General features: G+C 59.6%; 12 protein-coding genes. 7 read left to right on the top strand and 5 right to left on the bottom strand.

The window, feature by feature from the left end; genetic code table 11:
* Nucleotides 1–188: 188 nt before the first annotated feature.
* From JFU47_RS17025 to JFU47_RS17000, 6 genes are all read left to right on the top strand, one after another.
* Complete coding sequence (locus tag JFU47_RS17025; RefSeq protein ID WP_201184488.1) at nt 189–1,577, top strand: M16 family metallopeptidase; 1,389 nt, start codon at nt 189–191, stop codon at nt 1,575–1,577.
* A gap of 221 nt (nt 1,578–1,798) precedes the next feature.
* A complete protein-coding gene (locus JFU47_RS17020; RefSeq protein WP_201184487.1) occupies nt 1,799–2,827 on the top strand; it encodes a DUF5924 family protein in 1,029 nt (342 codons plus the stop codon).
* Nucleotides 2,828–2,881: 54 nt separating this feature from the next.
* The gene (locus JFU47_RS17015) at nt 2,882–4,030 is read left to right on the top strand and encodes an ABC transporter permease (RefSeq protein WP_140675954.1); all 1,149 of its coding nucleotides are present in this window, start codon (nt 2,882–2,884) and stop codon (nt 4,028–4,030) included.
* Nucleotides 4,027–4,830, top strand: a complete 804-nt coding sequence (locus JFU47_RS17010) for an ATP-binding cassette domain-containing protein (protein ID WP_201184486.1) — start codon at nt 4,027–4,029, stop codon at nt 4,828–4,830. Before JFU47_RS17015 ends, JFU47_RS17010 begins: the two co-directional genes overlap by 4 nt.
* 1 nt (nt 4,831) lies before the next feature.
* Nucleotides 4,832–5,770 carry an MlaD family protein gene (locus tag JFU47_RS17005; protein ID WP_140675961.1) on the top strand — a complete coding sequence of 313 codons (939 nt, stop codon included), beginning with the start codon at nt 4,832–4,834 and terminating at the stop codon, nt 5,768–5,770.
* On the top strand, nt 5,767–6,393 hold the full coding sequence (locus JFU47_RS17000; RefSeq protein WP_201184485.1) for an ABC-type transport auxiliary lipoprotein family protein: 627 nt from the start codon (nt 5,767–5,769) through the stop codon (nt 6,391–6,393). Before JFU47_RS17005 ends, JFU47_RS17000 begins: the two co-directional genes overlap by 4 nt.
* Nucleotides 6,394–6,510: 117 nt before the next feature.
* Here JFU47_RS17000 and JFU47_RS16995 read toward each other — a convergent pair whose 3' ends face one another.
* From JFU47_RS16995 to JFU47_RS16975, 5 genes are all read right to left on the bottom strand, one after another.
* Nucleotides 6,511–7,740 (bottom strand): nucleoside recognition domain-containing protein, encoded by a 1,230-nt coding sequence (locus JFU47_RS16995; RefSeq protein WP_123367430.1) that lies wholly within the window; start codon nt 7,738–7,740, stop codon nt 6,511–6,513.
* 205 nt (nt 7,741–7,945) lie between these two features.
* Nucleotides 7,946–9,277, bottom strand: a complete 1,332-nt coding sequence (gltP, locus tag JFU47_RS16990; protein ID WP_201184484.1) for a glutamate/aspartate:proton symporter GltP — start codon at nt 9,275–9,277, stop codon at nt 7,946–7,948.
* A 696-nt stretch (nt 9,278–9,973) separates the two neighbouring features.
* Nucleotides 9,974–10,438 (bottom strand): inhibitor of vertebrate lysozyme family protein, encoded by a 465-nt coding sequence (locus JFU47_RS16985; protein ID WP_140675974.1) that lies wholly within the window; start codon nt 10,436–10,438, stop codon nt 9,974–9,976.
* Between the two features lie 2 nt (nt 10,439–10,440).
* The gene (locus JFU47_RS16980) at nt 10,441–10,605 is read right to left on the bottom strand and encodes a DUF1328 domain-containing protein (RefSeq protein WP_003177151.1); all 165 of its coding nucleotides are present in this window, start codon (nt 10,603–10,605) and stop codon (nt 10,441–10,443) included.
* 81 nt (nt 10,606–10,686) lie between these two features.
* Nucleotides 10,687–10,974, bottom strand: a complete 288-nt coding sequence (locus JFU47_RS16975) for a hypothetical protein (RefSeq protein ID WP_201184482.1) — start codon at nt 10,972–10,974, stop codon at nt 10,687–10,689.
* 435 nt (nt 10,975–11,409) lie between these two features.
* Between JFU47_RS16975 and algB the strand changes: the two genes are divergently transcribed.
* The gene (gene algB / locus JFU47_RS16970) at nt 11,410–12,756 is read left to right on the top strand and encodes a sigma-54-dependent response regulator transcription factor AlgB (protein WP_201184481.1); all 1,347 of its coding nucleotides are present in this window, start codon (nt 11,410–11,412) and stop codon (nt 12,754–12,756) included.
* Nucleotides 12,757–12,765: the final 9 nt, after the last annotated feature.

The raw sequence follows: 12,765 nt of genomic DNA, 5'->3' as shown, positions 1-12,765 counted from the left end.
GCAGAGTGGTCAGTCAGTAACATTGATTCAGCATGAAGGCCGCCTTCGCGAGCAGGCTCGCTCCCACAGTGGATCTTCGGTGTACTCGGAAATTGTGTCCGACTCAGATCACCTGTGGGAGCGAGCCTGCTCGCGAAGGCGGCCTGGCTGATGACACGGATCTCCGATTGGTTGCCTGGAAGCTTGCTATGCGTTGTTTGTTGTTCGCCTGTCTGTTGCTTGGCTCATTCCCTTCATTTGCCCTGGATCGCTTTCAGGTCGAGGGCTATACGCTGCCCAACGGCCTGCAATTAATGCTCAAACCCGGCACCGAGCGCGGGCATGTGGCGATTCGTCTGGTGGTCGGCGTCGGCATCGATGATTTCAGCTGCGCCGACAAAGAGCTGCCGCACCTGCTTGAGCACTTGCTGTTCAGCGGCATCGACGCCACGGGCGAAGGCGGGCTGGAAGAACGCATGCAGGCCTTGGGTGGCGAGTGGAACGCCTACACCAGCAATGCCGACACGACGTTCGTTATCGAGGCCCCGGCGAAAAACCAGCGCAAGGTCCTCGACCTGCTGCTGGCGCTGCTGACCCAGACCCGAATCGACGACAACGCCATCAACGCTGCCAAACAAGTGGTCGAGCGCGAAGACGGCGGCCATTACTCGCACCTGCAACGCTTTCTGGATCGTCAGGACCTTGGCCACACAGCGAGTAATCAGCTGGCAGTGGAACTGGGCCTCAAATGCCCCGAACGGCCTGAAGTCGATCACCTGACCCGCGATCAGGTGGAAAAGGTACGCAAGGCCTGGTACGCGCCCAACAACATGACCCTGATCGTCGTCGGCGACCTTGAGCGGTTGCTGCCGGCCTATCTGGAACGGTCTTATGGCGCGCTTGAAGCGGTCGACCCGACCGATCACCCGGCCCTGCCGGCGATCCAGGCCAGTGCTGCCCATGAGCGCACCCTGAGTCACGGTTTGGTCGGCGGCAGTGCGAAATTGCATTGGCTGGTGCCAGAGCCGGTGCAAGAGGATCAGCACGACGAAACCTTCGACTTGCTCAAGGACTATCTGGACTGGGCGCTCTACCGCCAGTTGCGCCTGACCCATAGCTTGTCCTACGGGCCTTCGGCCGAGCGTGAGGTGTTTGGCGGCGTGGGCTTCATGAGTCTGAACGCCGACCTTGACCGCGACGACGTACCCCAGGCCGAACAGGTGCTGGATGATCTGAAGGCCGGGTTGCTCAGGGACGGCCTCAATGCCAACACCTTCAACCGCCTCAAGCAGGCCGCCATTGCCCGCCAGGCCTGGGCCGTGCAAGGCAACAGCGCGTTGGCCGATTATTACTGGAGCGCCCTTGGGGACTACGAGGACGGCCGTTTCGCCAACCCGGCCAAGGAACTGCAAGGGGTGACGCTGGAGGAAGCAAACAAGGCCATGCGTGAATTGCTGATGCAGCCGGGCTACCTGCGGATCGAAAAGCCGTTGATCAGTGATGATCAGTTTATGTGGGCGATTGCCGGGGTGCTGGGGCTCATCGTATTGATGCTGATGGGTTGGCGCTTGCATCGAAGGACACCGCGAACCGTGTAGCAGCTGGCGTAGCCTGCGTTCGGCTGCGAAGCAGTCGTAAATCCGTTACGTCAGATATACCTGATGAACCGCGTTGAATGGTTTTACGACTGCTGCGCAGCCGAACGCAGGCTGCGCCAGCTGCTACAAGGATTTGTGATCGGACCGCAGCCCCTCGCCACGCCGCCCTCTCGGCGGTTACCCTGTCGGGGATTTTTCCCACGACTATTGCGAACCGCCGAATGCCTACTCTGCCCCTATACGTCCAGCGCATCCTGGAACTGATGAAGCGCTACCCAGGGGTCATTGCGCTCGGTGGCTTCATTTCCGGGGTCGGCAGTTTCATTCTGGTGGATCGCCAGCAAGGTCTGGCGACCTGGATCACCACCATCATGCTGGTCAGCTGGATCTGGCTGATGCTGGAAAACAGTCTCACCAAGCTGTTCACCAGGATCTTCAAGCGCGAAATACCCCAGCCTCTGCTGCGCTACGCCACGCAGATGATCCACCAGGAAAGCCTGTTCTTCGTCCTGCCGTTCTTTTTTATCACCACCACCTGGAACAGCGGCCAGTTGTTCTTCACCGGGTTGCTGAGCATGGCGGCGCTGATTTCCATCATCGACCCGCTCTACTACAAATGGCTGGCCCCCCGGCGCTGGGCGTTCCTGGCGCTGCATACCCTGACGCTGTTCGCTGCACTGCTGACCGCCCTGCCCGTCATCCTGCACCTGACCACCGCTCAGAGTTTCAAACTGGCCCTGGGCACCGCCGTCGTGCTGTCGTTCCCGAGCCTGGCGTCGATCTTCCCGATTCGTACCGTGCGCAACGCCTTGGCGATTCTCAGTATCACGCTGGGCATCGGCGCGCTCGGTTGGGTGCTGCGATCCTGGGTGCCGCCGGCGACCCTGTGGATGACCGACGTGGCCATCAGCACGCAAATGCAGGACCGCACACCTGGCAAGAGTCTGGAAGAAGTCAGCGCCGACCAGATCCGTGGTGACGGGCTGTACGCCTACACCGCGATCAACGCCCCGCGCGGTCTGGATGAGCGGATCTACCACGTGTGGCAGTTTAACGGCAAAGAGGTCGACCGCATTCCCCTGGACATCCATGGTGGGCGCAAGGAAGGCTATCGGGCCTGGACCCACAAACAGAATTTCCCCGGCAACCCTGCGGGTAAATGGCAAGTTCGGGTGCTGACCGAAGATGGCCAGGTTATCGGTGTGTTGCGCTTCACCATTACGGACAGCACACCGACCAAAGAAAAGTAATGCGGTTCATGCTATTACGTAGCTCTGCGAAATAGCCGAACAAGCACGGAGCTTATGAGCAGCAGCACAATGGCCGGCAGTGCCCGACTGGACACCTCTCACTCCCCTGCTCAGTTGCGGGTCACGGGTGACTGGACGCTTGCCCATTACGCCGATCTCAAGCACCTGTGCGAAAAGCTCCACGGTCAATACGACGACAGCACTCACATCGACCTCAACGGCCTCGGCGCGCTCGACACCGCCGGTGCGTCGCTGCTGGTGGAGTTGCTCGGTTCCGAGCGTTTGGGCCGATCTGCCGAACACCCCGATTGCACGCTGTCCTCGGCCGACCGTGCCTTGTTGCAGACTGTCTATTGCTCGCTGACCGACTTCTGCGTGCCGATCAAGGAACCGGAAATCAGCGTCAGCGTTCAACTGTTGACCCGCATCGGCCGGGCGGTCGACGCGGTCTGGCAGGACACCCTGCAACTGCTGGGTTTCGTCGGCCTGATTCTGGAAACCATCGCCCGCAATCTGTTTCGCCCCGCGCGCTGGCGGATTACACCGATGGTGGCGCACATCGAGCAGACCGGCCTCGACGCCGCGCCCATCGTTGCCCTGCTGACCTTTTTGGTGGGCGCCGTGGTGGCGTTTCTCGGGGCGACGGTGTTGGCGAGTTTTGGCGCGAGTATTTTTACCGTGGACCTGGTGGCATTCTCCTTCCTGCGCGAATTCGGTGTGTTGCTGACCGCGATCCTGATGGCCGGCCGCACCGCCAGTGCGTTTACCGCGCAGATCGGTTCGATGAAAGCCAACGAAGAAATCGACGCCATCCGCACCTTGGGCCTCGACCCGATAGAGTTGCTGGTGGTGCCGCGCGTCTTGGCCCTGCTGGTCGCGCTGCCGATGTTGACCTTTCTGGCGATGCTTTCGGGGATTGTCGGCGGCGGCGTAGTCTGCGCTGTGTCGCTGGATATCTCGCCGGCGATGTTCCTGTCGCTGCTGCAATCGGACATCGGCGTTCAGCATTTTCTGGTGGGGATCGTCAAAGCGCCGATCTTCGCGTTCCTGATCGCTGCCATTGGCTGTCTCGAAGGCTTCAAAGTCAGCGGCAGCGCCGAGTCCGTCGGCGCGCACACCACGTCGAGCGTGGTCCAGTCTATTTTCGTGGTGATCGTACTCGACGCCGTGGCCGCGCTGTTTTTCATGGAGATGGGCTGGTGAATCGTCTACCCCGAGCGCCCTCTGAGGCGGTGATCGAAGTCCGTGGGCTGTGCAATCGCTTCGGTCGCCAGAGCGTGCATGAGAACCTTGATCTGGAGTTGTACAAGGGCGAAATCCTGGCCGTGGTCGGCGGTTCCGGCAGCGGCAAGTCAGTGCTGTTGCGCAGCATCGTCGGCTTGCGTCAGCCCAGCGAAGGGGTGGTGAAGGTCTTTGGCAAAAACCTGCCGATGCTGTCTGAACACGAGCGCTCGATGGTCGAACGGCGCTTCGGCGTGCTGTTCCAGAAAGGCGCCCTGTTCTCTTCGCTGACCGTGACCGAGAACGTCGCCCTGCCCCTGATCGAGCATGCCGGTTTGAGCCGAGAGGACGCCGAGCACCTGGCGGCAGTGAAAATGGCCTTGGCCGGGCTGCCGCTGTCGGCGGCCGACAAGTACCCCGCTTCGCTGTCCGGCGGGATGATCAAGCGTGCGGCACTGGCCCGCGCGCTGGCACTGGACCCGGACATCCTGTTTCTCGACGAACCCACCGCCGGGCTCGATCCGATTGGTGCGGCCGCGTTCGATCAATTGATCCTGACCCTGCGCGATGCGTTGGGCCTGAGTGTGTTTCTGGTCACCCACGACCTCGACACGCTCTACACCATCACCGACCGGGTGGCGGTGCTGGCGCAGAAGAAAGTGCTGGTGGCGGATGCCATCGAAAAAGTCTCGGAAACCGATGACGCGTGGATTCACGAATACTTCCATGGCCCTCGCGGCCGCGCGGCGCTGACCGCCGCTCAACAGCTTAAGGAGGTCTGACATGGAAACCCGAGCCCATCATGTATTGATCGGCCTGTTCACCGTGATTGTGGTGGCGGGCGCCCTGCTCTTCGGCTTGTGGCTGGCCAAGTCCAGCGTCGACACCGAGTTCAAGGACTACGAAATCGTCTTCAACGAGGCCGTCAGCGGCCTGTCCAAGGGCAGCGCCGTGCAGTACAGCGGGATCAAGGTCGGCGACGTGGTGACCCTGCGTCTGGACCCGAAAGACCCGCGCCGGGTGCTGGCGCGGATCCGCCTGGGCGGCGAGACACCGATCAAGGAAGACACCCGGGCCATATTGGCGCTGACCGGGATCACCGGGACGTCGATCATCCAGCTCAGCGGGGGTACGCCGCAGAGTCCGAAGCTCAAGGGCAAGGACGGTAATTTACCGACGATCATTGCATCGCCCTCGCCCATCGCCCGTTTGCTGAATGACAGCGGCGACCTGGTGGCCGGTGTGAACATGCTGATGCTCAACGCCAATCAGATGTTTTCTTCGCAGAACGTCGAGCGCATCAGCAAGACCCTTGAACATCTTGAACAAACCACCGGCACCATCGCTGACCAGCGCGGCGATATTCGCCAGGCGATGCAGCAACTGGCCTCGGTCGGCAAACAGGCCGGCGCCATGCTGGAACAGACGTCGGCGCTGATGCGCAACGCTAATGGCATGCTCAACGATCAAGGCAAGCAGATGTTCGGCAGTGCCGAGCAGGCGATGAAATCGCTGGAGTCGAGCAGCGCGACCATCAACAAGCTGCTCACGACCAATCAGGATTCGCTCAACAGCGGCATGCAAGGCCTCAATGGCCTGGCCCCGGCGGTGCGTGAACTGCGCGATACCCTGACGTCGTTGCGGGCTATTTCCCAGCGTCTGGAAGCCAACCCCACCGGTTATTTGCTGGGCAATGACAAGAACAAGGAGTTCACGCCATGAAGCTGACTCGCCTCGCCCTCTTCGCCAGCTTCATTGTGCTCGGCGCCTGCTCGATCCTGCCCAAGTCCGAGCCGTCCGATGTCTATCGGTTGCCTTCGGCCCAGAGCAGCACATCGGCCAGTCACGGGACGCCGCAGCGCTGGTCGTTGCGCCTGACCAAGCCGCAGACCAGCGAGGTCTTGAACAGCCCCAAGATCGCCGTGATCCCTCAGGGTGATCTGATCAGCAGCTACAAGGCTTCGCGTTGGAGCGACCCTGCACCGGTGTTGTTGCGCAATCGTCTGTTGGATGGTTTCCAGCGTGATGGTCGGGTGTCGCTGTTGAGTACCGACGACAGCAACTTCCAGGCAGACCTTGAGTTGGGCGGTAGCCTGCAGGCATTCCAGACTGAGTACCAAGGAACGAACGCGAGCGTCGTCGTGCGTCTGGATGCGTTGCTGGTGCGTGGTTATGACCAGCGAATCCTCGCCAGCCGACGCTTCGAAGTGCGCCAGCCGTTGAGCGATGTGAAGGTGCCGGCGGTGGTGGTTGGGTTTGGTCAGGCCAGTGACCAGTTGACGGCGCAGGTAGTGAGCTGGGCGGTTGAGCAAGGACAAAAAGTCGCCCCGCCTCCTCGGCCTTAAAGCCACCGGAAATCCATGTGGGAGCGGGCTTGCCCGCGATAGCGTCAGCACAGTCGACATCAACGTTGAATGTCACACCGCTATCGCGGGCAAGCCCGCTCCCACAGGTTTATTTGATTAGCCGAAGAACCAGTAGCACACCCCGATCGCGCCGAGAACGCCGGCCAATTCGGCCAGCAACGCACACCCCACCGCATGCCGTGCCCGCTGGATCCCCACCGCGCCGAAGTACACCGCCAATACATAGAAGGTCGTTTCAGTACTGCCCTGAACCGTCGCCGCCACCAGCGCCGGGAAGCTGTCCACGCCAGACGTTTTCATGGTTTCGATCAGCATCGCCCGGGCGGCACTGCCGGAGAACGGCTTGACCATGGCGGTCGGCAGCGCATCGACGAAGCGCGTGTCCCAACCGGCCCATTCCACCAGATGCCGAATCCCGTCCAGGCCAAAGTCCAGCGCTCCGGATGCTCGCAGCACGCCGACGGCACACAGCATCGCCACCAGATACGGCAGCAGGTTCTTGGCCACGTCGAAACCTTCTTTGGCGCCTTCGACGAACGCTTCGTACACCTTCACTTTGCGCAGCGCGCCAATCACCAGAAACAACATGATCAGCCCGAACAGCGTCACGTTGCCGAGGATCGATGACAGGCTGGCCAGAGCGGTCGCTGAGAGCGTCGCCAGCAGCGCCATGAAGGCACCGAGGGCCAAGGCGCCGGGAATCAGGTACGCAAGCACCACCGGGTCCCACAGGCGCAGACGCTGCATGAACGCCACCGACAGCAGGCCGACCAATGTAGAGCAACTGGTGGCGAGCAGGATTGGCAGGAACACCAGGGTCGGATCGGGCGCACCCTGCTGGGCGCGGTACATGAAGATGGTCACCGGCAGCAGGGTCAGGGAGGAGGCGTTGAGCACCAGGAACAGGATCTGCGCGTTGCTGGCGATTGTGGTGCTCGGGTTGAGTTCTTGCAGCGCCTTCATGGCTTTGAGGCCGATTGGCGTGGCGGCGTTGTCCAGGCCCAGGCCGTTGGCGGCGAAGTTGAGCGTGATCAGGCCGATGGCGGGGTGCCCGGCCGGCACTTCCGGCATCAGCCGCAGGAACAACGGGCCCAGCGCTTTGGCCAGCCACTCGACGATCCCGGCCTTCTCGGCAATCCGCAGAAAGCCCAGCCAGAGCGTCAGGGTGCCGAACAACAGGACCATGACTTCGACCGACAATTTGGCCATGGCGAAAATGCTTTCCACCATCGCCGCGAAGATCCCGGCGTTACCGCCGATCAACCATTGCGCCAGTGCCGAAACGGCAGCCACGATGAAGAAGCCAAGCCATAGGCCATTAAGCATCAGTCAAATCCCCCGAAGAATGCGGCGAATGATAGCGGGGTAGCCAGAAACGACAAACCCCGGATTTCTCCGGGGTTTGTTTAGCGCGATGTACGCGGACCAATGTGGGAGCGAGCCTGCTCGCGAAAGCGGTCTGTTAGTCAACGCAGATGTTGAATTTAACGGCCTCTTCGCGAGCAGGCTCGCTCCCACAAGGAGTGTTGCGTCAGTTGCTGGAAACTTCACCGACCGGCAATTTTTCCTTGCTGCGCCAGTGCGGCAAGGAGTTCCAGTAGCGCTGGCCCTTGGCGTCGTCGTACATGCCTTCCCAGCGGGAGATGACCAGCACGGCCAAGGCATTGCCGATCACGTTCAGTGCGGTACGGGCCATGTCCATGATGCGGTCGACACCGGCGATGAACGCCAGGCCTTCGAGCGGAATACCCACGCTGCCCAGGGTGGCCAGCAGCACCACAAAGGACACACCCGGTACGCCGGCGATGCCTTTGGAGGTGACCATCAGGGTCAGCACCAGCAGCAATTGCTGGCTGATCGACAGGTCGATGCCGTAGAGCTGGGCAATGAAGATGGCCGCAATGCTCTGGTACAGGGTCGAACCGTCGAGGTTGAACGAATAACCGGTCGGTACCACGAAGCTGCAAATGGCTTTCGGTGCGCCGTAGGCTTCCATTTTCTCGATCACGCGCGGCAGCACGGTTTCGGAACTGGCGGTGGAGTAGGCCAGCACCAGCTCATCCTTGAAGATGCGCATCAGCTTGATCACCGAGAAGCCGAACAGGCGAGCGATCAGGCCCAGCACCACGAAGGCGAAGAAGGCGATGGCGAAGTAAACCAGGATCACCAGTTTCGCCAGTGGCAGCAGGGAGGCGAAGCCGAAGTTGGCCACGGTCACCGCGATCAGTGCGAAAACGCCGATCGGGGCGTAGTTCATGATCATGTGAGTGACTTTGAACATGCTTTCCGACACGCCCTGGAACATCTTCACCAGCGGCTCGCGCAGGTCCGATTGCAGGCTCGACAGACCGAGGCCGAACAATACGGAGAAGAAGATGATCGGCAGCATCTCGCCGCGGGCCATGGCCGCGAAGATGTTCGACGGGATCAGGTTGAGGATGGTCTGGATGAACGCATGTTCATGCTGAACCTCGGCGGCAGTGGCCTGGTACTTGGAAATATCCACGGTACCCAGGGTGCTCATGTCGATGCCGGTGCCCGGATGGAACACGTTGGCCAACACCAGACCGACCACGATGGCGATGGTGGTGACGATCTCGAAGTAGAGGATGGTCTTCAGACCGATACGCCCGAGCTTCTTCGCGTCGCCGACACCTGCAATACCGACGATCAAGGATGAGATCACGATCGGGATCACAATCATCTTGATCAGACGGATAAAGATATCGCCTGCTGGTTGCAGGACGTTGCTGACCCACCAGGCTTTTTCGGCACTGAAATGGTTGAGCAGCGCACCGATTGCAATCCCCAATACCAGACCGATGAGGATCTGCCAGGCGAGGCTAAGCTTTGCCTTCTTCATATCTTTACCCTTACTTGCGTTTGACTCAGGCAGATGCAAGAACTGGAACGCTTGTGGCGAAAAAGTCTTGTGCATCTGCCCCCGTATAAGGTGCCCCGGAGCGCTTGTTATCGGCTCTCTGGCAGGCGAAAAAAGGCGCAACTATTCAGATGCAAGGAAGCAACGTCTAATGCCGTAAACGCCTACCCTATGCCGAATCGGCATGAGCTTTTTTAACTGAAACCCGCGTCCCAACCGGTTTGAATACGACATTTCGGCAGGCATAAGTGCCGTGAACCGGCCATCGTAGAGGAGGTTGGTTGTTTTTTGAACAAGGGGATGTGAGCTTAAACTTGGGAAAAAGCCTACGTTTCAGCGCGAAAATTCTCGGTCTTTGAGTCGCAGTTTTCTCGATATACGGTCACCAAAGAAACACTACGAAATGGTTTTGCGAGGGATTAACGGAGCAGGCGAGCAGAACGCTCTAGGACAACACTTTGCGCTGAGGAAGCTCTTCGCAAGTCCGTCGATCCATGAGTGACCGGCGAACTTGCGTCGCAGCTTCTGCCTGACCCGGCCCTTGCGCAGGCACTCCCTGTACCCGTAGGTCACTCCGCCCCTGAAACAGGCAGAACGTCCCGGCCCCTTGATCATGCGTCTACCTTCCTCGGGTAGCGCAGTGGAAAGAAGCCATGCTGCTTCTTTCATGTTACGAATTCAGTACCAGTGTGGATCTTTCTTCAGCTGTTCCATCAACAAATCCTGCATACCCTGGTCCGGCTTTCCCAGAAAGCGGTAGTCGGCATGCCGCGTGGGCGACTTGTCGGCCGGCAGCCCCGCAGGCACTTCGACCAGCATGGCGTAGGCTTCCTTCTTGTTGAAGCTGACGGCAACGATCAAGCGCTTGTTGAGGCATGTCGCCTGCGATTCGCAGAGCGGCCCAACCAGATACTTTTCGCCATCCTCTTCAACGGCATTCATTTGCTCGGCGTCGCCGGACAGGTTCATGACCCATTCCGGCAGGCGTTCTTCCTTCTTCACCACGCCTTGCCAGGTTTCACGGTACTGCGGGTCTGCACTTAGCAACTCATTGACCCGCGCCTGGCCGTCATTGGCCGCTGTTGCCATGGCACTACCGCCCAGAAGCAGGGCGGCTGCCAGTGTCTTTAACAAAACGCTCATATTCACCCTCGACCGCGACGGCCAAAGAAGAAGGAAGCAATGAACATCACCAGGAACACGACAAAGAGAATCTTGGCGATACCCGTGGCGGTGCCCGCGATACCACCGAAGCCCAGTACCGCAGCGATGATGGCAATGATCAAGAATGTGATTGCCCAGCTCAACATGGTGATTCTCCTTACGCTTCTATTTAGAGATGTTGCTTGTGGTGCTTTTCCCGGCGCATCGAACGCGCCAAGTTCATTCGTTTAGAACACCCAACGTTCCTGGCGAGGCCTCTGATCCGCAGGCTGAGCCTGGTCGACGTCCAGCATTCGCATTGGGGGGCTGTCAGCCTGGTTACTGCTGGCCGCGCTGAAATGGGTTTGGGTCGGGTGCTGAATCGACAAGCGTGGCGCTTCTTGCTGCTGGTTCTGCTCCCAACGCTGAAACTGCTGGCCGGCGATCAAGGTGATCAATAGCGCCAGAACAGCAAACAGACCTTGCTGGAGATGCAGTGGCGAGATACGCAACTGGGCGGCACGTTGGCGACTCATCCTGAAGCTCCTCCCACTCTGTGGTGATCTTGTTAGGGCGACTTCTTTGAATGCCCCGGTTAATCAGACCATTGCAGCCTGCATGCCAGCTTTTAAAGATAATAAAAATCAATAAAATCAATTAGTTATGAATGATGTGGAAAATGGATCGGACGCATCCTGCACGATGGTCCTTTTGAAGTCGTGCGTAATGCACGATGGGTTCGTAGGAGCTTTCAATATTTTTGAATTGCGAGGAGGGCGTGGATGTCACAAGGGGACAGCGGCAATCGCCGGCGAACCGGCTATCTGATAAAAAAACAACAAAATCAGGCGATTAGCCGTAGGGTGGGGAGAGAGTTACGCTGCTGTGGCAGGAATCGACCAGAATCAACCATGCAACTTGCCCGATTATTCCGGGACTAACCAAGATCATTCATTAAGGAGCGTAGGAAAATGGAGTCAGCCACTGAGCATCAAGGCCGCATTCTGCTGGTGGACGATGAGTCCGCCATCCTGCGTACTTTCCGTTATTGCCTCGAAGATGAAGGCTACAGCGTCGCTACCGCCAACAGCGCCGTTCAGGCTGATGCACTGCTTCAGCGCCAAGTCTTCGACTTGTGCTTCCTCGACCTGCGCCTGGGTGAAGACAATGGCCTCGATGTGCTGGCCCAAATGCGCATTCAGGCGCCGTGGATGAGGGTGGTGATCGTCACCGCTCATTCGGCCGTCGACACGGCGGTCGATGCCATTCAGGCCGGGGCCGCCGACTATCTGGTCAAGCCTTGCAGCCCCGACCAATTACGCCTGGCCACCGCCAAGCAGCTGGAAGTGCGGCAACTGTCGGCACGTCTGGAAGCCCTTGAAGGCGAAGTGCGCAAACCCAAGGATGGCCTGGACTCTCACAGCCCGGCGATGAAAGTGGTACTCGAAACCGCCCGCCAGGTGGCCAGTACCGATGCCAATATTTTGATTCTCGGCGAGTCCGGTACCGGTAAAGGCGAACTGTCCCAAGCCATTCACGGCTGGAGCAAGCGCGCAAAGAAATCCTGCATCACGATCAATTGCCCGTCCCTGACCGCCGAACTCATGGAAAGCGAGCTCTTCGGCCACAGCCGTGGCGCGTTCACCGGGGCCAGCGAAAGTACTCTGGGTCGTGTTAATCAGGCCGACGGTGGGACGCTGTTTCTTGACGAGATCGGCGATTTTCCGTTGGTTTTGCAACCTAAACTGCTGCGTTTCATCCAGGACAAAGAATACGAACGGGTGGGCGATCCGGTCACCCGCCGCGCCGATGTGCGCATCCTCGCGGCCACTAACCAGAACCTCGAAGACATGGTGCGCGACGGCCGTTTCCGTGAAGATTTGCTTTACCGCCTGAACGTGATCACCCTGCACCTGCCACCACTGCGCGAACGCAGGGAAGATATTCTGACCCTGGCCGATCGCTTTCTGGCCCGTTTCGTCAAGGAATACGCGCGTCCGGCTCGGGGCTTCAGCGACGAAGCCCGTGAAGCGCTGCTCGGCTACCGCTGGCCGGGGAACATTCGCGAACTGCGCAACGTTGTGGAGCGGGCAAGCATCATTTGTCCACAGGAACGGGTCGAGATCAGTCACTTGGGCATGGCTGAAACCCCGGTCAACAACGCTCCTCGCATCGGCGCTGCGCTGAGTCTGGATGAATTGGAAAAAGCCCACATCGGAGCGGTCCTCGCCACTGCAGATACGCTGGACCAGGCCGCCAAGACCCTGGGTATCGATGCCTCGACGTTGTACCGAAAACGCAAGCAGTACAACTTGTGAGCTGTCTCC

It is taken from the genome of Pseudomonas sp. TH39(2020) (assembly GCF_016650715.1).
GTDB classification, from domain to species: Bacteria; Pseudomonadota; Gammaproteobacteria; order Pseudomonadales; family Pseudomonadaceae; genus Aquipseudomonas; species Aquipseudomonas mandelii_C.
This window is presented reverse-complemented; position numbering and strand designations above follow the sequence as displayed.